The sequence below is a fragment of the Neisseria sp. HMSC070F02 genome (assembly GCF_001814225.1).
Lineage (GTDB): Bacteria > Pseudomonadota > Gammaproteobacteria > Burkholderiales > Neisseriaceae > Neisseria > Neisseria meningitidis.
On the sequence record NZ_KV815377.1, the window covers coordinates 1 to 20352 of the forward strand.

At 48.9% G+C, this 20352-nt stretch carries 20 protein-coding genes and 1 tRNA gene; 19 read left to right on the forward strand and 2 right to left on the reverse strand.

Going from position 1 to position 20352, the window contains the following annotated elements; translation table 11 throughout:
- On the forward strand, positions 1-231 hold a 231-nt coding region (locus HMPREF2959_RS12745; protein ID WP_210398725.1), incomplete at its 5' end, for a hypothetical protein.
- 223 nt (positions 232-454) lie between these two features.
- On the opposite strand, the gene HMPREF2959_RS02855 is transcribed toward HMPREF2959_RS12745, so the two are convergent.
- Entirely contained in the window at positions 455-1597 is a 1143-nt protein-coding gene (locus HMPREF2959_RS02855) for an extracellular solute-binding protein (RefSeq protein ID WP_002216584.1), read from the reverse strand.
- 303 nt (positions 1598-1900) lie between these two features.
- Here HMPREF2959_RS02855 and rpsT point away from each other — a divergent pair, with 303 nt between their 5' ends.
- The 8 genes from rpsT to HMPREF2959_RS02895 all read left to right on the forward strand — a co-directional run bounded on the left by rpsT (position 1901) and on the right by HMPREF2959_RS02895 (position 11362).
- Positions 1901-2164 carry a 30S ribosomal protein S20 gene (gene rpsT, locus HMPREF2959_RS02860; RefSeq protein WP_002212556.1) on the forward strand — a complete coding sequence of 88 codons (264 nt, stop codon included), beginning with the start codon at positions 1901-1903 and terminating at the stop codon, positions 2162-2164.
- A 159-nt stretch (positions 2165-2323) separates the two neighbouring features.
- A complete protein-coding gene (locus HMPREF2959_RS02865) occupies positions 2324-3472 on the forward strand; it encodes a phospholipase A (protein WP_025458525.1) in 1149 nt (382 codons plus the stop codon).
- A 142-nt stretch (positions 3473-3614) separates the two neighbouring features.
- The gene (locus tag HMPREF2959_RS02870) at positions 3615-4316 is read left to right on the forward strand and encodes a DUF502 domain-containing protein (RefSeq protein WP_002229079.1); all 702 of its coding nucleotides are present in this window, start codon (positions 3615-3617) and stop codon (positions 4314-4316) included.
- A 57-nt stretch (positions 4317-4373) separates the two neighbouring features.
- On the forward strand, positions 4374-6182 hold the full coding sequence (gene aspS, locus HMPREF2959_RS02875) for an aspartate--tRNA ligase (RefSeq protein ID WP_002229074.1): 1809 nt from the start codon (positions 4374-4376) through the stop codon (positions 6180-6182).
- A 150-nt stretch (positions 6183-6332) separates the two neighbouring features.
- On the forward strand, positions 6333-6617 hold the full coding sequence (locus HMPREF2959_RS02880) for a PepSY domain-containing protein (RefSeq protein ID WP_002216588.1): 285 nt from the start codon (positions 6333-6335) through the stop codon (positions 6615-6617).
- A 166-nt stretch (positions 6618-6783) separates the two neighbouring features.
- On the forward strand, positions 6784-8676 hold the full coding sequence (speA, locus tag HMPREF2959_RS02885; RefSeq protein WP_002243320.1) for a biosynthetic arginine decarboxylase: 1893 nt from the start codon (positions 6784-6786) through the stop codon (positions 8674-8676).
- A 98-nt stretch (positions 8677-8774) separates the two neighbouring features.
- Positions 8775-9698 (forward strand): agmatinase, encoded by a 924-nt coding sequence (speB, locus tag HMPREF2959_RS02890; RefSeq protein ID WP_002220414.1) that lies wholly within the window; start codon positions 8775-8777, stop codon positions 9696-9698.
- A 197-nt stretch (positions 9699-9895) separates the two neighbouring features.
- Positions 9896-11362, forward strand: a complete 1467-nt coding sequence (locus tag HMPREF2959_RS02895) for a DASS family sodium-coupled anion symporter (protein WP_070696383.1) — start codon at positions 9896-9898, stop codon at positions 11360-11362.
- A gap of 206 nt (positions 11363-11568) precedes the next feature.
- Here HMPREF2959_RS02895 and HMPREF2959_RS02900 read toward each other — a convergent pair whose 3' ends face one another.
- Positions 11569-12645, reverse strand: a complete 1077-nt coding sequence (locus tag HMPREF2959_RS02900; protein ID WP_079888760.1) for a L,D-transpeptidase — start codon at positions 12643-12645, stop codon at positions 11569-11571.
- 63 nt (positions 12646-12708) lie between these two features.
- On the opposite strand from HMPREF2959_RS02900, the gene HMPREF2959_RS02905 reads away from it, so the two are divergent.
- The 10 genes from HMPREF2959_RS02905 to HMPREF2959_RS02950 all read left to right on the forward strand — a co-directional run bounded on the left by HMPREF2959_RS02905 (position 12709) and on the right by HMPREF2959_RS02950 (position 19937).
- On the forward strand, positions 12709-12846 hold the full coding sequence (locus tag HMPREF2959_RS02905) for a hypothetical protein (RefSeq protein ID WP_009346942.1): 138 nt from the start codon (positions 12709-12711) through the stop codon (positions 12844-12846).
- A gap of 21 nt (positions 12847-12867) precedes the next feature.
- Positions 12868-14010 (forward strand): 8-amino-7-oxononanoate synthase, encoded by a 1143-nt coding sequence (bioF, locus tag HMPREF2959_RS02910; protein ID WP_002243322.1) that lies wholly within the window; start codon positions 12868-12870, stop codon positions 14008-14010.
- 9 nt (positions 14011-14019) lie between these two features.
- The gene (locus tag HMPREF2959_RS02915; protein WP_002243323.1) at positions 14020-14667 is read left to right on the forward strand and encodes a pimeloyl-ACP methyl esterase BioG family protein; all 648 of its coding nucleotides are present in this window, start codon (positions 14020-14022) and stop codon (positions 14665-14667) included.
- A complete protein-coding gene (bioC, locus tag HMPREF2959_RS02920) occupies positions 14655-15437 on the forward strand; it encodes a malonyl-ACP O-methyltransferase BioC (protein WP_002224953.1) in 783 nt (260 codons plus the stop codon). Before HMPREF2959_RS02915 ends, bioC begins: the two co-directional genes overlap by 13 nt.
- 219 nt (positions 15438-15656) lie before the next feature.
- Positions 15657-17093: a tetratricopeptide repeat protein gene (locus HMPREF2959_RS02925; protein ID WP_002243324.1), complete on the forward strand. Its 1437-nt coding sequence runs from the start codon at positions 15657-15659 to the stop codon at positions 17091-17093.
- 2 nt (positions 17094-17095) lie between these two features.
- Positions 17096-18193 (forward strand): DNA-binding transcriptional response regulator, encoded by a 1098-nt coding sequence (locus tag HMPREF2959_RS02930; protein WP_002230290.1) that lies wholly within the window; start codon positions 17096-17098, stop codon positions 18191-18193.
- Positions 18194-18204: 11 nt separating this feature from the next.
- Positions 18205-18741, forward strand: coding sequence for a GTP-binding protein (locus HMPREF2959_RS02935; protein WP_002212573.1), 537 nt, complete (start codon positions 18205-18207; stop codon positions 18739-18741).
- 1 nt (position 18742) lies between these two features.
- Positions 18743-19387 carry a hypothetical protein gene (locus tag HMPREF2959_RS02940; protein ID WP_002212574.1) on the forward strand — a complete coding sequence of 215 codons (645 nt, stop codon included), beginning with the start codon at positions 18743-18745 and terminating at the stop codon, positions 19385-19387.
- A gap of 22 nt (positions 19388-19409) precedes the next feature.
- Complete coding sequence (locus HMPREF2959_RS02945; protein WP_002212575.1) at positions 19410-19769, forward strand: roadblock/LC7 domain-containing protein; 360 nt, start codon at positions 19410-19412, stop codon at positions 19767-19769.
- Positions 19770-19861: 92 nt separating this feature from the next.
- Positions 19862-19937 (forward strand) — tRNA-Asn (locus tag HMPREF2959_RS02950).
- Positions 19938-20352: the final 415 nt, after the last annotated feature.

Below are 20352 nucleotides of genomic sequence, written 5' to 3' on the forward strand. Positions count from 1 at the left end.
TACCCGAAACCTCAAAAAAACCGAAACCGAACGGATCGGATTACCGCTTTCGCGTTTCAAAGTTACGGCGTTATCGGAAAAACAGAAAATCAAAGCTGCAAGAATTTATTTAAAACAACCGAATTTCAACGGATCGGATTCTCGCCTGTAGGGAATGACGGCGGAAGGTTTTTTGTCTTTTCTGACAGATGTCCGCAATCTGAAATCCTGACCGTGGGAACGACGGTATAGTGGATTAACAAAAACCAGTACGGCGTTGGCTCGCCTTAGCTCAAAGAGAACGATTCTCTAAGGTGCTGAAGCACCAAGTGAGTCGGTTCCGTACCATTTGTACTGTCTGCGGCTTTGTCGCCTTGTCCTGATTTTTGTTAATCCACTATATAAGTATTTCTATTTCAATCCAATATAAAATGCCGTCCGAACGATGTTCGGACGGCATTTTTAATGCTTCAAATCAGTTGGTGCCGACTTTGATTTTCTGCCACAGGCTGACAGACAGTTTTTTCGCATCCGTACTCATTTGCGGCATCACAAAACCGTCTTTCATATCCTGCTCGTTCGGGAAGATGGAACGGGTGTTTACCAGTTCGGCAGGCATTTTTTCGCGCGCCGGTTTGCTGGCGGGGGCGAAGGTTACGGCGATGCCGTTTTTCGCCGCGATTTCGGGGTCGAGCGTGTAGTTGATGTATTTGTGGGCATTGGCGACGTTTTTCGCATCGGCCGGAATCAGCCAAGATTCAATCCAGAAGCCCATGCCTTTCGGATTCAACACTTCGATGCCGACGTTGTTTTTCACTTCTTCGGAACGTGCTTTCGCCAAGTTCAAATCGCCGCCGTTGCCTGCCGCCAGGCAGATGTCGCCGCGCGCCAGCTCGTCGATGATGGACGGGCTGAAACGTTTGACATCCGGACGGATAGACTTCAACACTTCCGCCGCCGCCTTCAAATCTTCAGGATTCGAGCCTTTGGGGTCTTTGCCCAAGTAGTTCAGCAAAATCGGGAACATTTCGCTCGGGGTGTCCCACAGGGCGATGCCGCAGGATTTCAGCTTGTGGGTGTATTCGGGTTTGAACAGCAAATCCCAGCCGTTTTCGGGCAGCTTGCCGCCCAAAAGCTCTTTGCCTTTCGCCGTAATCGCAATCGTGTTCACGCCGGAGAAATAGGGGACGGCATACTGGTTGCCCGGGTCGGCGGTTTCCAGCATTTTCAAGAGTTCGGGATCGATGTTTTTATAGTTGGGAATCAGGTCTTTGTTGACTTTTTGATACGCGCCCGCCTCGATTTGGCGCGGTAGGAAGGCGATGCCCGGCACAACCAAATCGTAACCGGATTTGCCGGTCAGCATTTTGGCTTCCAGCGTTTCATTGTTTTCGTACAAGTCGTAAGTCAGCTTCAGATTATTGGCTTTTTTAAAGTCTTCGACCGTACTCTCGTCAACATAGTTCGACCAGTTGTAGATGTTCAGAGTATCGGTGGCAGCGGCTTCGGCATTGGCAGCAGACGCAGCGTCTGCTTGAGGTTGCACGGCGTTTTTTTCGCTGCCGCCGCAGGCTGCCAAAGACAGCGCGGCCAAAACGGCTAATACGGATTTTTTCATACGGGCAGATTCCTGATGAAAGAGGTTGGAAAAAAAAGAAAACCCCGCGCCCCATAAACACCCCGGCGCAAGGTTTGGGCATTGTAAAGTAAATTTGTGCAAACTCAAAGCGATATTGACCTGATTTTCCTAAAAAATTACCTTGTTTTCAAAAGAGGGAGAAAACGTCCGCACGATTTTGCCGTTTTTTTGCGCTGTCAGGGTGTCCGACGGGCGGATAGAGAGAAAAGGCTTGCATATAATGTAAACCCCCTTTAAAATTGCGCGTTTACAGAATTTATTTTTCTTTCAGGAGATTCCAATATGGCAAACAGCGCACAAGCACGCAAACGTGCCCGCCAGTCCGTCAAACAACGCGCCCACAACGCTAGCCTGCGTACCGCATTCCGCACTGCAGTGAAAAAAGTATTGAAAGCAGTCGAAGCAGGCGATAAAGCTGCCGCACAAGCGGTTTACCAAGAGTCCGTCAAAGTCATCGACCGCATCGCCGACAAGGGCGTGTTCCACAAAAACAAAGCGGCACGCCACAAAAGCCGTCTGTCTGCAAAAGTAAAAGCACTGGCTTGATTTTTGCAAAACCGCCAAGGCGGTTGATACGCGATAAGCGGAAAACCCTGAAGCCCGACGGTTTCGGGGTTTTCTGTATTGCGGGGGCAAAATCCCGAAATGGCGGAAAGGGTGCGGTTTTTATCCGAATCCGCTATAAAATGCCGTTTGAAAACCAATATGCCGACAATGGGGGCGGAGATGAATACACGGAATATGCGCTATATTCTTTTGACAGGACTGTTGCCGACGGTATCCGCTTTTGGAGAGACCGCGCTGCAATGCGCCGCTTTGACGGACAATGTTACGCGTTTGGCGTGTTACGACAGGATTTTTGCGGCACAGCTTCCGTCTTCGGCAGGGCAGGAAGGGCAGGAGTCGAAAGCCGTACTCAATCTGACGGAAACCGTCCGCAGCAGCCTGGATAAGGGCGAGGCGGTCATTGTTGTTGAAAAAGGCGGGGATGCGCTTCCTGCCGACAGTGCGGGCGAAACCGCCGACATCTATACGCCTTTGAGCCTGATGTACGACTTGGACAAAAACGATTTGCGCGGGCTGTTGGGCGTACGCGAACACAATCCGATGTACCTTATGCCGCTCTGGTACAACAATTCGCCCAACTATGCCCCGGGTTCGCCGACGCGCGGTACGACTGTACAGGAAAAATTCGGACAGCAGAAACGTGCGGAAACCAAATTGCAGGTTTCGTTCAAAAGCAAAATTGCCGAAGATTTGTTTAAAACCCGCGCGGATCTGTGGTTCGGCTACACCCAAAGATCCGATTGGCAGATTTACAACCAAGGCAGGAAATCCGCGCCGTTCCGCAATACGGATTACAAACCTGAAATTTTCCTGACCCAGCCTGTGAAGGCGGATTTGCCGTTCGGCGGCAGGCTGCGTATGCTCGGTGCGGGTTTTGTCCACCAGTCCAACGGACAGAGCCGTCCCGAATCGCGTTCGTGGAACAGGATTTACGCCATGGCAGGCATGGAATGGGGCAAATTGACGGTGATTCCGCGCGTGTGGGTGCGTGCGTTCGATCAGAGCGGCGATAAAAACGACAATCCCGATATTGCCGACTATATGGGGTATGGCGACGTGAAGCTGCAGTACCGCCTGAACGACAGGCAGAATGTGTATTCCGTATTGCGCTACAACCCCAAAACGGGCTACGGCGCGATTGAAGCCGCCTACACGTTTCCGATTAAGGGCAAACTCAAAGGCGTGGTACGCGGATTCCACGGTTACGGCGAGAGCCTGATCGACTACAACCACAAGCAGAACGGTATCGGTATCGGGTTGATGTTCAACGACTTGGACGGCATCTGAACCGCGTGTTCAGACGGTATATCAAGTTGCCGTGCCGTCTGAAGCCGCTGGCGGTTTGGCGGGGCGGGATAAAAATTTCGTTTGAATCCGGGCAAACGCGTATAATGTGCGGTTTGTACGGACTTTGTCGGAATCAAGCAAGATGACGGAACCTGAGGCCGAAGGCGGTAAAGCTGCCAAGGCGTTAAAAAAATATCTGATTACGGGCATTTTGGTCTGGCTGCCGATTGCGGTAACGGTTTGGGTGGTTTCCTATATCGTTTCCGCGTCCGATCAGCTCGTCAACCTGCTGCCGAAGCAATGGCGGCCGCAATATGTTTTGGGCTTCAATATCCCGGGGCTGGGCGTTATCGTTGCCATTGCTGTATTGTTTGTAACCGGATTGTTTGCCGCAAACGTATTGGGCCGGCAGATTCTTGCCGCGTGGGACAGCCTGTTGGGGCGGATTCCAGTTGTGAAGTCCATCTATTCGAGTGTGAAAAAAGTATCCGAATCGCTGCTGTCCGACAGCAGCCGTTCGTTTAAAACACCAGTACTCGTGCCGTTTCCCCAATCGGGTATTTGGACAATCGCATTCGTGTCCGGTCAGGTGTCGAATGCGGTTAAGGCCGCATTGCCGAAGGACGGCGATTATCTTTCCGTGTATGTTCCGACCACGCCGAATCCGACCGGCGGTTACTATATTATGGTAAAGAAAAGCGATGTGCGCGAACTCGATATGAGCGTGGACGAAGCATTGAAATATGTGATTTCGCTGGGTATGGTCATCCCTGACGACCTGCCCGTCAAAACATTGGCAGGACCTATGCCGTCTGAAAAGGCGGATTTGCCCGAACAACAATAAAGCCGCCGTTCAGACGGCATTTTCTGTTTTCAGTTTAAATCAATAAAAGGTGAATTTATGCGTACCAACTATTGCGGCCTGATCAGCGAGCAATACTTAGACCAAACCGTAACCGTCAAAGGCTGGGTACACCGCCGACGCGACCACGGCGGTGTGATTTTTATCGACCTGCGCGACCGCGAAGGCATCGTCCAAGTCGTGATTGACCCCGACACTCCGGAAGCGTTTGCTGCTGCCGATTCCGCCCGCAACGAATACGTTTTGAGCATTACCGGCCGCGTACGCAACCGTCCCGAAGGTACAACCAACGACAAAATGATTTCCGGCAAAATCGAAATTCTTGCCAAAGAAATCGAAGTATTAAACGCCGCCGCTACGCCTCCGTTCCAAATCGACGATGAAAACATCAGCGAAAACGTTCGCCTGACCAACCGCGTTATCGACCTGCGCCGTCCGGTGATGCAGCGCAACCTGCGCCTGCGTTACCAAGTGGCTATGGGCGTTCGCCGCTACTTGGACGCGCAAGGTTTCATCGACATTGAAACCCCGATGCTGACCCGCTCCACGCCTGAAGGCGCGCGCGACTACCTCGTGCCGAGCCGCGTTCATCCGGGCGAGTTTTTCGCGCTACCGCAATCGCCGCAATTATTCAAACAACTGTTGATGGTGGCGGGTTTCGACCGTTACTACCAAATCACCAAGTGCTTCCGCGACGAAGACCTGCGTGCCGACCGTCAGCCTGAATTTACCCAAATCGACTTGGAAACCTCGTTCTTAAACGAGGATGAAATCATGGACATCACCGAAGGTATGGCGAAACAAGTCTTCAAAGACGCGCTGGGCGTGGACTTGGGCGACTTCCCACGCATGCCTTACTCTGAAGCCATGTTCTACTACGGCTCTGACAAACCGGACATGCGTATCAACTTGAAATTCACCGAGTTGACCGACCTGATGAAAACGGAAGAATTCAAAGTCTTCCGTGGCGCGGCAGATATGAAAGGCGGCCGCGTAGTCGCTCTGCGTGTACCGAACGGCGCGAAATTCAGCCGCAAAGAAATCGACGAATACACCAAATTTGTCGGCATCTACGGTGCGAAAGGTCTGGCATACATCAAAGTAAATGATGTGGGCAACCTCTCCAACGGCGAAGACAGCGGCCTGCAATCTCCAATCGTAAAATTCCTGTCTGAGAATGCCCTGAAGGAAATCATCGCGCGTACCGGCGCACAAAACGGCGATATTATCTTCTTCGGTGCAGACAAAACCAAAGTCGTAAACGAAGCCATCGGCGCATTGCGTATCAAAGTCGGCTTGGAACACGGCGCGGAAAACGGCTATTTCACAGACGAATGGAAACCTTTGTGGGTTGTCGACTTCCCAATGTTCGAATACGACGAAGAAGCCGACCGCTACGTTGCCGTACACCATCCGTTTACTGCGCCAAAAGAAGGTCATGAAGACCTGATGGTTTCCGACCCGGCAAATTGTTTGGCACGCGCCTACGATATGGTATTGAACGGCTGGGAAATCGGCGGCGGCTCTATCCGTATCCACCGCGCAGACGTGCAAGAGAAAGTGTTTGCCGCGCTGAAAATCAGCCCTGAAGAGCAACAAGAGAAATTCGGCTTCCTCTTGGACAACCTGAAATTCGGTGCGCCTCCTCACGGCGGCCTTGCATTCGGCCTCGACCGTCTGGTAACGCTGATGACCGGAGCCGAATCCATCCGCGACGTGATTGCCTTCCCGAAAACACAACGTGCTCAATGCCTGCTGACCAACGCGCCCAACAGCGTGGACGACAAGCAGTTGCGCGAATTGAGCTTGCGCCTGCGTCAAAAGGCGGCTGAAACCAAAGAAGCATAAGGAAAACAGAGCCATTTGACGGCTCTGTTTTTTTCAGACGGCATTTACGCTTCTTAACTTCCCTCTAATTCAAACCTAATTTTGCTGTGTTTTAATGGCAGCATTGAAAAACACATCTTATTCAATCAACCGATTAAGAAAGGACTGAAAATGAAAAAACTGTTATTGGCCGCCGTTGTTTCCCTGAGTGCCGCAACCGCATTTGCCGGCGATTCTGCCGAGCGTCAGATTTACGGCGATCCCCATTTTGAACAAAACCGCACAAAAGCCGTAAAAATGTTGGAGCAGCGCGGTTATCAGGTTCACGATGTCGATGCCGACGACCATTGGGGTAAGCCTGTGCTGGAAGTGGAAGCCTATAAAGACGGCCGCGAATACGACATCGTGTTGTCTTACCCCGACCTGAAAATCATCAAAGAGCAGCTCGATCGCTGACTCCTTTGATGGAAAGATGAACCAAAATGCCGTCTGAAGCGTTCAGACGGCATTTTGCCTGTTCCTCATCAGGTATGAGGCAGGCTTTTCTTATTAAAAAAATGACATTTCACGCTGATTTGTTATAATCATTCCTTTTCAACACGACAGACGGAGCAGGTTTATTATGCCTATCCTTACCATCCGTGAAGTGTGCAACATTAATCATTGGGGCATAGGTTATTATGATGTTGACGATTTCGGCGAAATCATCGTCCGCCCCAATCCCTCGCAACACAATCAAACTGTTTCACTGCAAAAACTGACTGAAGCCGTGCAACAAAAACATCAGGCGCGCCTGCCTGTTTTGTTTTGTTTTCCGCAAATCCTCGAACACCGCCTCCGCGACATTAACCGCGCCTTTCAGACGGCACGGGAAGAGTGCGGCTATAAGGGCGGTTATTGTTTGGTTTACCCTATCAAGGTCAACCAACACCGCCGCGTCATCGAATCGCTTATGTCAAGCGGACAACCGCATGGTTTGGAGGCCGGTTCTAAAGCCGAACTGATGGCGGTTTTGGCACACGCCGGCACCCGGCAAACATTAATCGTCTGCAACGGCTATAAAGACCGTGAATATATCCGTTTCGCCTTGATGGGCGAAAAACTGGGGCATCAGGTTTATTTGGTGATTGAGAAGCTGTCCGAAATACAAATGGTATTGGAAGAGGCGGAAAAACTCGGCATCAAGCCCCGTTTGGGTGTGCGCGCCAGACTGGCTTCCCAAGGTTCGGGAAAATGGCAGTCTTCGGGTGGGGAAAAATCAAAATTCGGCTTGTCGGCTTCCCAAGTTTTGCAACTGGTCGATATTTTGAAACAAAAAAACAGGCTGGATTGCCTGCAGCTTTTGCATTTCCATTTGGGCTCGCAGCTTGGGAACATCCGTGATGTTGCCACAGGTGTACACGAATCGGCTCGGTTTTATGTTGAGTTGCACAAACTGGGGGTAAATATCCGCTGTTTTGATGTAGGCGGCGGGCTTGGCGTGGATTACGAAGGAAACCGCACACAATCGGATTGTTCCGTTAATTACAGCCTCAACGAATATGCCGCCACAGTCGTATGGGGCATCAGTCAGGCTTGTCTCGAACACGGGCTGCCGCATCCGACAATCATTACCGAGAGCGGGCGCGGCATTACCGCACATCACGCCGTTTTGGTTGCCAATGTTATAGGCGTTGAACGTTACAAACCGCGCCGGCTGGATGCGCCATCGCCCGAAGCACCGCGTGTGTTGCACAGTATGTGGGAAACTTGGACGGATATTTCCGCCTCGCGGGAAAAACGTTCCTTACGCAGCTGGATACACGAAGGGCAGTTTGATCTTGCCGATGTGCATAATCAGTATAATGTCGGGCTGTTGAGTTTGGCGCAACGTGCGTGGGCGGAGCAACTGTATTTAAATATCTGTCATGAAGTCGGCGAATTGTTTAATGAAAAACACCGGTCTCACCGAACCATTATTGACGAATTGCAAGAACGTTTTGCCGATAAGCTGTATGTCAATTTCTCACTCTTCCAATCTTTGCCCGATGCTTGGGGCATAGATCAACTTTTCCCTGTTTGTCCCATTACCGGTTTGAATGAACCGATTGCGCGCCGCGCCGTGTTGTTGGACATTACCTGCGATTCAGACGGTACGATTGACCACTACATCGACGGCGACGGCATCGCCGGTACGATGCCTATGCCTGATTATCCCGAAGAAGAGCCGCCGCTTTTAGGCTTTTTTATGGTGGGAGCATATCAGGAAATACTCGGCAATATGCACAATCTTTTCGGCGACACTGCCACTGCCGATGTTGTTGTAGGGGAAGACGGACAATTTACCGTCATCGATTACGATGAAGGAAACACCGTTGCCGATATGCTCGAATACGTTTATCAAGATCCGAAAGAGCTGATGAAACGCTATCGCGAACAAATCGAACATTCAGACCTTCCTGCCTCGCAGGCTATGTCTTTCTTAAAAGAACTCGAAGCGGGGCTTAATGGTTATACCTATTTGGAAGACGAATAGACGCATCAAGGCATCGGATATGTCGTCTGAAGCCCGATTTTCTTACTCAAACACCAATCATCACGACCGATTGAAACCAATTACAAGGAATCATTACGATGCAATACAGCACACTGGCAGGACAAACCGACAACTCCCTCGTTTCCAATAATTTCGGGTTTTTGCGCCTGCCGCTTAATTTTATGCCGTATGAAAGTCATGCCGATTGGGTTATTACCGGCGTGCCTTATGATATGGCGGTTTCAGGGCGTTCCGGCGCGCGTTTCGGTCCTGAAGCCATCCGGCGCGCCTCCGTCAACCTCGCTTGGGAGCACCGCAGGTTTCCATGGACATTTGATGTGCGCGAACGCCTGAACATTATTGATTGCGGCGACTTGGTTTTTTCTTTTGGCGACAGCAGGGATTTTGTCGAAAAAATGGAAGCGCACGCCGGCAAATTACTTTCTTCCGGCAAACGCTGTTTGAGTTTGGGCGGCGACCATTTCATTACCCTACCGTTGTTGCGCGCCCACGCCCGCTATTTCGGCAAACTCGCACTGATTCATTTTGACGCGCACACCGACACCTACGACAACGGCAGCGAATACGACCACGGTACGATGTTCTATACCGCCCCCAAGGAAGGCCTCATCGACCCGTCCCGTTCCGTACAAATCGGCATACGCACCGAACACAGTAAAAAATTGCCTTTTACTGTGTTGACCGCCCCCCAAGTCAATGAAGACAGTGTTGAAGAGACCGTCCGTAAAATCAAAGAAACCGTCGGCAATATGCCCGTTTACCTGACTTTCGACATAGACTGCCTCGACCCGTCGTTCGCCCCCGGGACCGGTACGCCCGTATGCGGCGGCTTGAGCAGCGACAGGGCATTAAAAATCCTACGTGGGCTGACGGATCTCGACATCGTCGGTATGGATGTTGTAGAAGTTGCCCCCTCTTACGACCAATCCGACATTACCGCTTTGGCCGGCGCCACAATTGCCTTGGAAATGCTTTACCTTCAAGGTGCGAAAAAGGACTGAACGTCCGGCATCCCCCGGGTTTTCGCCGTGCCGTTCAAACGGCGTATTCAGTCTAATGAAAATTCAAATACTGAAACAAAAGTTGCCCGGAGCCGCATATCGGAAAGACGGTGAAATATCTAAATATATCTTATAAAACAATTAGTTAAATATTATTTTTCCGATTTTTCGGGACGGTCTTTTTTACGGAGGTCAATATGATGAAATTGGGTTTCAAACCGATACCCCTCGCCATTGCCGCAGTATTGTGCGCCCTGGTTTTGGCACTGCCCGTACCCGACGGGGTCAAGCCTCAGGCTTGGACGCTGCTGGCCATGTTTGTCGGCGTGATTGCCGCCATTATCGGCAAGGCCATGCCGTTGGGCGCGCTGTCGATTATTGCCGTCGGGTTGGTCGCAGTAACCGGCGTAACCGCCGACAAACCGGGCGCGGCGATGAGCGATGCGTTGAGTGCGTTCGCCAATCCGTTGATTTGGCTGATTGCCATCGCAGTTATGATTTCGCGCGGTTTGCTCAAAACAGGGCTGGGGATGCGTATCGGATATTTGTTTATCGCCGTTTTTGGAAGAAAAACGCTGGGCATCGGTTACAGTCTCGCTCTTTCCGAACTGCTGCTGGCTCCCGTTACCCCTTCCAATACCGCGCGCGGCGGCGGCATTATACATCCGATTATGCAGTCGATTGCCGGCAGTTACGGCTCCAATCCCGCAAAAGGCACAGAAGGCAAGATGGGTAAATATTTGGCTTTGGTCAACTATCATTCCAATCCCATTTCGTCGGCTATGTTTATTACTGCAACTGCCCCCAACCCTTTAATCGTCAACTTGATTGCCGAAAATTTAGGCAGTAGTTTCCGTCTTTCTTGGGGGGTGTGGGCGTGGGCAATGGCTGTTCCCGGCGTTATCGCCTTTTTCGTTATGCCTTTGATTTTATATTTTTTGTATCCGCCTGAAATTAAAGAAACGCCCAATGCCGTTCAATTTGCCAAAGACCGTCTGAGGGAGATGGGTAAAATGTCGGCAGACGAAATCATTATGGCGGTCATTTTCGGTATCTTGCTGCTGTTGTGGGCAGATGTTCCCGCCCTTATTACCGGCAATCACGCTTTTAGTATCAACGCCACCGCCACCGCATTTATCGGATTAAGCCTGCTTTTGCTTTCCGGTGTATTGACTTGGGACGATGTTTTGAAAGAAAAAAGTGCGTGGGATACGATTATTTGGTTTGGCGCATTGATTATGATGGCCGCATTTTTAAATAAACTCGGACTGATTAAATGGTTCTCCGGAGTGTTGGCGGAAAGTGTCGGCGGTTTGGGCGTTAGCGGCACGGCTGCGGGCGTAATCCTCGTGCTTGCTTATATGTATGCGCATTATATGTTTGCCAGTACTACTGCACATATTACCGCTATGTTCGGCGCATTTCTCGCTGCTGCCGTTTCACTGAATGCACCGGCGATGCCGACCGCGCTGATGATGGCGGCCGCATCCAACATTATGATGACCCTCACTCATTATGCGACCGGTACTTCGCCTGTGATTTTCGGTTCGGGCTACACCACAATGGGAGAATGGTGGAAGGCGGGTTTTATCATGAGCGTAGTCAATTTTCTGATTTTTTTCGTTATCGGCAGCATTTGGTGGAAAGTTCTGGGGTATTGGTAAGGGAAAAATAAAATAAATTTCCAATCTGTGTTTATTTGATTGGGCGACTATTATCGTGAAATATGCCGTCTAAAGCCTTCAGATGGCATATTTGTGCGCTTGAATGTTGCAGAAAGCGGCAGGCGGCGGTGTAGGAAAAGCCAAACAAAAACCAAACCGCCTATCAACTTCTGATAAACATAAGCATTAAATAATCAGAAGGTTATTCAATTACCTAAACGCAAATTTCCCTGCCGTATCACATCTATTGAAAATAATACATCAACCGGCTCGGAAGCTGCCTGATCAGGTGTTTCTACTTGCGGCGATGAATCGGCAGCCGGTTCGGTATAGGCAGTTGGCGTGCCGTCGGATTGGGTATTTAAATGCGGTTGTGCCTCGGGCGTGTGTACATCAGGCACTTCGGGCGTGCGTGTCTCGGATATTTCGGCAGAGTTGGTTTCCTCAGTTTGTTCAATGACTTCAGCTTGGCGGTATGAGGAAGAACCCTGTATCCACGCCAGCGATTTGAGCGGCATCTTCATCTTGCCGTTTTTGCCGCAGGTCAGGCAGACGGCCGATCCGGTGCGGTCTTTGAGTACAGCATCGACTTTCTCGGGCGCGATGGTTTTACCCTGTGTTTTTGCCCATTGCGCAATACTTTTTTTCAGAGAGGCGATGTCAAGGTTGTTCTTACCGTAAGGGTCGCGGAAGGCGGCAAGCCACAGGTTGCGATCCGCATCTTCATTGAGACCCGCCATTTGATAGATGACGGAGGCGGGCGAGCCGCTGGCGATGGTTTTGGCAAACTCGAGCGCGTCGGGCGATTTCATGCGGACGCAGCCGTGACTCCGAACCCCGGGGACGCTGGCCGGCGCATTGGTCCCGTGTATGCCCAAACCGAGTTTGGGGTCGCCTAAGCGGACAAAAACCGGCCCCAAAGGGTTGTCCGGGCCGGCGGCTATGATTTTTACGCCGTCGCCGCGTTCTTTCTGTATGGATTTGGGGATGTACCAAACAGGGTTATAGGCTTTCGCACCGATTTTATGTTCGCCTAGATTGGTTTGCGTCATCGCCCGACCTACTGCAACGGGATAAACCTTGGTCAGTTTGCCGTCGGTGTAGAGGAACAGGCGTTGCTGAGGGATGTTAATGAAGACATGTTGACCTTGTGCGACGGGGGAGACATCGGGAATGACGGTGTTTGCGTATGAAAAACCGCTTATCAATAGTGCAGCAGTGCGGCAGATTGTTTTATTCATATCAAAATATGGTGTGTGTCCGATAGGTTTTCGGCAAATCATACCTGAAACCGTACCAATTTGTGCGAAAATATGCGCTTCGGTACAGTGCGGACGGATTGGGTAATGGCAACGGAAACAAATGTCGCGGAAATTTCCGCCTTGGATTATGAAGGCAGGGGTGTGGCAAAGGTCGGCGGCAAAACGGTTTTTATTAAAAGGGCATTACTTGATTGTTTGATGCTGGGTTGGTTCAGGCTTTAACTCAGGAATATTTACATCATAATGAAGGTTTTTAAACAACAGCTTGAACAACTCGGCGCGCAAAACCAATATCGTTCGATTCCGGATTTGATTCATCAAGGGCGGTATATTACGCGGGAAAACTGCAAAATGCTGAATATGTCGTCTAATGATTATTTGGGTTTGGCATCAGATGAAAACTTGCGCCGGTCTTTTTTGCAGCAATACGGCGGTAATTTTCCCTCTTTTACCAGTTCTTCATCGCGTTTATTAACGGGCAACTTTCCTATTTATACCGATTTGGAAGAGCTTGTCGCACAACGTTTCCAACGGGAAAGCGCGTTATTGTTCAATAGCGGCTATCACGCCAATATCGGCATTTTGCCTGCTTTGACGACGACGAAAAGTTTGATTTTGGCAGATAAATTTGTTCACGCCAGTATGATTGACGGCATCCGTTTGAGCCGGTGTGCGTTTTTCCGTTATCGTCATAATGATTATGAACATTTGAAAAATCTGCTTGAAAAAAACGTCGGAAAATTTGACCGCACTTTTATCGTTACCGAATCTGTTTTCAGTATGGACGGCGATGTGGCGGATTTGAAACAGCTTGTCCAATTAAAAAAACAGTTTCCCAATACTTATCTTTATGTGGATGAAGCCCACGCAATCGGTGTTTATGGGCAAAACGGATTGGGGATTGCCGAACGGGATAATTTGATTGCCGAGATTGATTTACTGGTCGGCACTTTCGGTAAAGCCTTAGCCTCGGTGGGGGCGTATGCCGTCTGCAACCAAGTATTGAAAGAATGTTTGATTAATCAAATGCGCCCATTGATTTTTTCAACCGCATTGCCGCCGTTTAATGTGGCTTGGACTTATTTTATTTTTGAACGATTGCCGCAATTCTCAAAAGAAAGAAGCCATCTTGAGCAGTTAAGTGCATTTTTACGGCGGGAAGTGGCGCATCGGACGCAAATAATGCCGAGCCAAACCTGTATCGTCCCCTATATTTTAGGCGGGAATGAAGCCGCCCTTGCCAAAGCGGAATATCTGCAAAGGCAGGGTTATTATTGCCTGCCCATCAGACCGCCGACAGTACCCAAAAACACATCCAGAATCCGCCTGTCTTTAACGGCAGATATGACAACGGATGAAGTGCGGCAGTTTGCGGTGTGCCTGTAAGGATATGATATGAAAACAAAATTTTACAATCATCAAGGCGGACATTTAATCCTGTATTTTGCAGGTTGGGGAATGCCGCCCGATGCTGTAAATCATTTGATTTTGCCGGAAAATCACGATTTATTGATTTGCTATGATTATCAAGATTTAAATTTGGATTTTGATTTTTCCGCCTATCGGCACATCCGTTTGGTGGCGTGGTCAATGGGCGTTTGGGCGGCAGAGAGGGCATTGCAAGGAATAAGATTAAAATCCGCAACGGCAGTGAATGGCACAGGTTTGCCTTGCGATGATAATTTCGGTATCCCTTGCACCGTTTTTAAAGGCACATTGGAGAACCTCACGGAAAACACCCGTTTAAAATTTGAACGCAGAATGTGTGGCGATAAAGCATCTTTTGAAGATTACCAACAATTTCCCGCACGCCCGTTTGGCGAAATTCATCAAGAACTTATCGCACTTTTTGCGATGATCGGGCAAGATAGACGTACAGATCTTATCCGCTGGACAAATGCCTTGGTCGGATCGGGCGATAAAATTTTTATGCCTGCCAATCAGCACCGATATTGGACACCGCGTTGCACCGTTCGGGAAATTGACGTCGGACATTACCTGTTTTCAAGATTCACCCATTGGTCGGCACTATGGAATCACTGACTGCCATAAATAAATCGCGCATTCGGCAGGCTTTCCAAAAAGCATTAAACGATTATGACCGGCACGCCTTAATCCAACAAAAAATGACGATTAATTTAATGACGCATTTGCAAGATTATTTGCCGGATATGCCATTGGAAAACGTGTTGGAATTGGGCTGCGGCTCAGGAATGTTGAGTGCCTTGCTGCAAAAACAGATTTCAGCGAATTATTGGTTATTTAATGATTTGTGCAATGTGCAGCCCCAACTGGCTGAAAAACTGCCGCAATCCTTTGATTTTTATTGCGGCGATGCGGAAAACTTTCCTTTTCAACGACAATTTGACTTAATCGCAAGCGCATCTGCCGTGCAATGGTTTCATCAACCCGACGCTTTTATCACCCATTGCAAAACAGGCTTGAAAACAAACGGATTATTGGCGGTTGCAACCTTTGGCAAAGACAATTTAAAAGAAGTCCGCCAAATTACAAATATAGGCTTAAATTACCCGACTTTATCCCAATGGCAGGCTTGGTTAGCCAAAGATTTTGAGCTTTTATGGTGTGAGGATTTTACGGTAATACTAGACTTTGATACGCCGTCAGATGTACTCAAACACCTTAAATATACAGGCGTAACAGCCACGAACCAAAAAAATTGGACAAGAAAAAATCTCAATGGATTTATTGGCGATTACTTGTCGGCGTTCGGTATGCCGTCGGGCAAAGTGCGCCTGACTTATCATCCGTTATTTTTTATCGCGCGCTACTCTGCGGCGGGCAGGCAATAAGGCAGCTTATGGGCAAAGTTATTTTTATATCGGGTATTGATACTGATGTGGGTAAAAGGTAATATGGCGAGGCTTGTGCAGAAGGCATATTGTTAAACGTTAAATTATGGTATGATTTAAAACTTACAAGTCTATTTCAGTAAATCGTTAATAATAAAAGCGGACAATGGCCGTTGCAGGCGGTCAGCTATCCGCTCGTTACGGTATCGGGAGTATCCTTTGGAAAACTCATTAATTATCGGTTTGGCACTGGCGGTATTGCTGATGCTTTTGGTTATGCGTGCGAAGCAGGGTAAGAAAACACCGAAGCGCAAATCCCAAGGTGTCGGCAATACGCAGGGGCAGACACCCGGAAGCAATGATTCGGACTGGGTCGATCAGATTGGACAATCGGTTTCAGACGGCACGCAACCCGACTGGTCTTGGAACGAAAGTGCCGAGACCGCATCCGCCGCCGTATCCGCGCAAGAAGTCGATCCGCTTACGGAGTATCAGGTTTATAAGCAATTCGGTTATCAGGGCAAGGCTGCCGAATCTTTGGCTGCCTATTTGGACGGCATTCCGGATGGTGAAGCGAAACCTGAAAACCTTATCCGCGAGCTGCTCGATATCAATCTCGAAGTGGGGGATGTCGATGTTTTGGCAGACAATCTGCAAAAATACGGCAAACTGATTCCTTCCGAACTTTTGGCAAAATATATCGAACAGGCATTACAGCGCGATTCAAACCATTTGCGTATCCGCGTCTTGGCGGAAGAAGGTTTGGGATGGGGTACTCAGGAGATTGAAAAACGTGCGGAAGGCGGTTCTGCGACGGCAGCTTCCGCATCGCCCCCGCCGGATGCCGGCGGTAAGGCTTATGAAGCCGAAGAAATCAAGCGCATCCCGATTGTGCGGGGCAAAAAAGACGTGTCCAGAATCAGTCAAGAGGAAATCGGTGCGATTGCCGGTTTGGTCCGTGCCGATCAAGGTGCGAAAATCCTTAAAGACAAAGTCAGCTATGAAACGGCATCGAAACAATACGACCGTGCCATCCAAACTTCCGAAAAACCTGCAAACCTGATTATCGATGCGTTGAAACTCGATTACCAATACGCGGACATAGACCGTTTTGCCGGACATTTGTGGAAACTTTACCAAACGTTGGGCAACTACGGCAGGCAGGTTAAAGAGCGGATGCTGGGGTGGGGGTACAGCCTGGGTTACCATGAAGTTTTCGATGATTTGGAAAAAGGGCCGAACGACCGGCAAATCAAAGACATCGGTATGGGGCACGGGTATCTGCCGAAAAATATACAGAAATTCAAATCGCAACATCGGGATTTGGTGCTTCAAGATTCTTCGTTGATCAACACCGGTTCGTCTCCGGCAGACGATGCGGTTAAGGAAGTAGAGTCGTTGCTGATGTATGGTCAGATTGAAGCGGCAATGGATGTGTTGGAGCAGGCGGTATTGAAATATCCCGACGAGTCCCAGCTTTATATTACGTTGATCGATATTTATGAACGTACTGAAGATTGGGATAGGTTGGGGCAGTTTTTAAGGGTATTGAGGGAACGTGCGGACAGGCTTCCTGAAGAGGTCGTTATGCTGATGAGCCGGCTGCTGCAGCGTATGAATCAAAATATTAAAAAAATAAAACGGTACGGAAAATAAAAATGGAAGTTCAACTGCCGAAAATTAAAACAGTACGCGTAATGTTGGCGGGGATGACGGCGCAGCAGGAATCCGTTTTCAAAATGGCATTCAAAATGCACAATACCACCCGTTATGAAACAGTATCCCCTTCAGACGGCAGTGCCGTGCCCGATTTGGTTTTGGCGGATACCGATGCCGAGGGCGGTTTTGAACTTTGGAAAGAGCTTGCCGAGCGTTATAAGGATATACCCGTCGCCGTCTGTTCGGAGAAAGTTCCCGATTCTGAAGTTCCCTACCTGCCCAAACCGATTCGGTTTGAAACATTGTTTCCTATGCTCCGCAAATTGTTGCAGGGCGAGAATGTTTATGGGAAATCGTTTATTGCACCCGCAGACCGGTCGGCGAAAAATAACGGGAATGTGCAGCGTACGGTTACGATACGCCAGTTTAACCCGAATAAAGGATTATTGGGGGCGTTGCGGTTTGCGGAAAAGAACAGGCAGGACATCGCTATCTTGCATGGAAATAAGCCGGTCCTTATTGTTTTCCCCTCGATACAACGGGTTTTGCTGACAGAAAGTGTGCAAAAACTCGAAGAATTGTGCAAAGACGAAAATTTGCAGGTCAGCTGCAAGACTGTTCCCGATAACCCGCAATGGCGCGAAAAGGCTAAAGTAGGCATTATGTCCTGTATGTGGCAGTTTTCCATTTGGACAGCGCAGGGCAGGTTGATTTATCCGATTTCTCCCGATACTCCGTTTACGTTGAAATCTTGGCCAAACCTGACCCGGTTGGCAAATGTGCCGGGGTCGATACGCTTGTCGGCATTTCTGACCAAGGCATCCGTCAACCTTAACGTGTTGTATAAAGTGATGCCTTTAAACCTCAATGATATTCTGAATTATCTTGCGGCAACCTATACAACCGGGTTTTTGTCGGTAGATTTAAAAACGGTTTCACAACAGGCATACTCCGATATGGCGGATAAAATAAATATCGGAGCCGATTCTGCCTCTGATAGTGAAATGATGAAAAAAGCGGAAAAAATCACAACATCATCCCAATCCCAGTCGCGCGGTCTTCTGCAAAGGCTGATGAAAAAACTGTTGGGCAGCTAAGAGGCGGAGAGATGAGAGAAAATAAAATTATTTTCACAGGACCTGTCGGCGTAGGGAAAACCACTGCCATTGCGGCTATTTCGGACGAAGCACTCGTTCAGACCGATGCTTCCGCATCCGATATGACTTTGGATAGGAAAAGGAATACGACAGTGGCGATGGACTACGGGGCCATCAGCTTGGATGAGGATACCAAAGTCCATTTATATGGTACGCCCGGTCAGGAACGGTTCAACTTTATGTGGGAAATCTTAAGCCAAGGCAGTATGGGTTTGGTCTTGCTTTTAGATAATGCCCGAACCAATCCGTTGAAAGATTTGGAATTCTTTTTACATTCGTTTCGAGGGCTGCTGGAGAAGGCACCCGTCGTTGTCGGTATTACCAAGATGGATATACGCTCTCAGCCCGGTATCGACGTGTATCACAAATATCTTGCAAAACATAATCTTAATGTTCCGGTTTTTGAAATTGATGCCCGTAAGGAAGATGACGTAAAACAATTGGTTAGCGCAATGTTATTTTCTATTGATCCGGGACTGGAGGTTTAATATGGAATCAACACTTTCACTACAAGCAAATTTATATCCCCGCCTGACTCCTGCCGGTGCATTTTATGCCGTATCCAGCGATGCCCCCAGTGCCGGTAAAACTTTGTTGCACAGCCTGTTGAAAGCGGATGCGGACGAAATGGTCAGCAGTGAGAAGCTGCTTACTTGGGCGGACACCGCCGACATCGATACCGCTTTGAACCTGTTGTACCGTTTGCAAAAACTCGAATTCCTCTATGGCGATGAAAACGGTCATTCAGACGGCATCAATTTGTCGGACGAGCAATTGCCGTTGCTGATGGAACAATTGTCCGGCAGCGGTAAGGCGTTATTGGTCGATCGGAACGGTCTGTATCTTGCCAACGCCAATTTCCATCATGAGGCGGCGGAAGAGTTGGGGTTGTTGGCGGCAGAAGTCGCACAGATGGAAAAGAAATACCGGCTGCTGATTAAGAACAACCTGTATATCAACAATAACGCTTGGGGCGTTTGCGATCCTTCCGGTCAGAGCGAATTGACATTTTTCCCATTGTATATCGGTTCAACCAAATTTATTTTGGTTATCGGCGGCATTCCCGATTTGGGCAAAGAGGCATTTGTTACTTTGGTAAGGATTTTATACCGCCGTTACAGCAACCGCGTGTAAAACTTGGGAGAGAGGAGGGGTTATGCAGCAATTATTGATTTCAATCCTTGAAGATTTAAACAATACATCTACGGATATTATCGCGTCTGCCGTTATCTCAACCGACGGATTGCCGATGGCGACAATGCTTCCTTCACATTTGAATTCGGACAGGGTAGGGGCGATTTCTGCCACTTTGCTTGCTTTGGGGAGTCGCTCGGTGCAGGAACTCGCCTGCGGGGAATTGGAACAAGTGATGATTAAAGGAAAATCAGGCTATATCCTTTTAAGTCAGGCGGGTAAAGATGCCGTGTTGGTGCTGGTGGCAAAAGAAACTGGCAGACTTGGTTTAATCCTATTGGATGCCAAACGTGCGGCAAGGCATATTGCGGAAGCCATATAACATATAAAGATTGCGGGCTTGCAGATAAAGTGCAATCGATTGTCAATTTATATTGACACGTTCGGTATTTCTGTTTTATTATTCGTGCTTATTCCCCGATAGCTCAGTCGGTAGAGCGACGGACTGTTAATCCGCAGGTCCCTGGTTCGAGCCCAGGTCGGGGAGCCAAATTTCAAAACCCTCTAAGTATTTTCTTAGAGGGTTTTGTTTTACCGGCGGTCAGAAACGCATTTTTGAGATGATTGTTTTGAGATGGAATAAAATCTTTGCAAAATTCCTTTCGTGATGGTTATGAAAAAATAGGGGCTGTCCTGGACAACTAGGATAAACTCGATTTTATAGTGGATTAACAAAAACCAGTACGGCATTGGCTCGCTTTAGCTCAAAGAGAACGATTCTCTAAGGTGCTGAAGCACCAAGTGAGTCGGTTCCGTACCATCTGTACTGTCTGCGGCTTCGTCGCCTTGTCCTGATTTAAATTTAATCCACTATAATACATATTTCCCTCAAGCGATGCGGCGACACCAACACCTGATTAAAACACAACCGGAGACCTTTGCAAAATTCCTTTCCCTCCCGACAG

Coding starts and splice junctions, on each gene's coding strand:
- speA (WP_002243320.1), top strand. CDS start 6,784: ATGCCTATCCTTACCATCCGTGAAGTGTGCAACATTAATCATTGGGGC.
- speB (WP_002220414.1), top strand. CDS start 8,775: ATGCAATACAGCACACTGGCAGGACAAACCGACAACTCCCTCGTTTCC.
- aspS (WP_002229074.1), top strand. CDS start 4,374: ATGCGTACCAACTATTGCGGCCTGATCAGCGAGCAATACTTAGACCAA.
- HMPREF2959_RS02940 (WP_002212574.1), top strand. CDS start 18,743: ATGGAATCAACACTTTCACTACAAGCAAATTTATATCCCCGCCTGACT.
- HMPREF2959_RS02935 (WP_002212573.1), top strand. CDS start 18,205: ATGAGAGAAAATAAAATTATTTTCACAGGACCTGTCGGCGTAGGGAAA.
- HMPREF2959_RS02895 (WP_070696383.1), top strand. CDS start 9,896: ATGATGAAATTGGGTTTCAAACCGATACCCCTCGCCATTGCCGCAGTA.
- HMPREF2959_RS02870 (WP_002229079.1), top strand. CDS start 3,615: ATGACGGAACCTGAGGCCGAAGGCGGTAAAGCTGCCAAGGCGTTAAAA.
- bioC (WP_002224953.1), top strand. CDS start 14,655: ATGGAATCACTGACTGCCATAAATAAATCGCGCATTCGGCAGGCTTTC.
- rpsT (WP_002212556.1), top strand. CDS start 1,901: ATGGCAAACAGCGCACAAGCACGCAAACGTGCCCGCCAGTCCGTCAAA.
- bioF (WP_002243322.1), top strand. CDS start 12,868: ATGAAGGTTTTTAAACAACAGCTTGAACAACTCGGCGCGCAAAACCAA.
- HMPREF2959_RS02945 (WP_002212575.1), top strand. CDS start 19,410: ATGCAGCAATTATTGATTTCAATCCTTGAAGATTTAAACAATACATCT.
- HMPREF2959_RS02905 (WP_009346942.1), top strand. CDS start 12,709: ATGGCAACGGAAACAAATGTCGCGGAAATTTCCGCCTTGGATTATGAA.
- HMPREF2959_RS02915 (WP_002243323.1), top strand. CDS start 14,020: ATGAAAACAAAATTTTACAATCATCAAGGCGGACATTTAATCCTGTAT.
- HMPREF2959_RS02880 (WP_002216588.1), top strand. CDS start 6,333: ATGAAAAAACTGTTATTGGCCGCCGTTGTTTCCCTGAGTGCCGCAACC.
- HMPREF2959_RS02855 (WP_002216584.1), bottom strand. CDS start 1,597: ATGAAAAAATCCGTATTAGCCGTTTTGGCCGCGCTGTCTTTGGCAGCC.
- HMPREF2959_RS02930 (WP_002230290.1), top strand. CDS start 17,096: ATGGAAGTTCAACTGCCGAAAATTAAAACAGTACGCGTAATGTTGGCG.
- HMPREF2959_RS02865 (WP_025458525.1), top strand. CDS start 2,324: ATGCCGACAATGGGGGCGGAGATGAATACACGGAATATGCGCTATATT.
- HMPREF2959_RS02900 (WP_079888760.1), bottom strand. CDS start 12,645: ATGATTTGCCGAAAACCTATCGGACACACACCATATTTTGATATGAAT.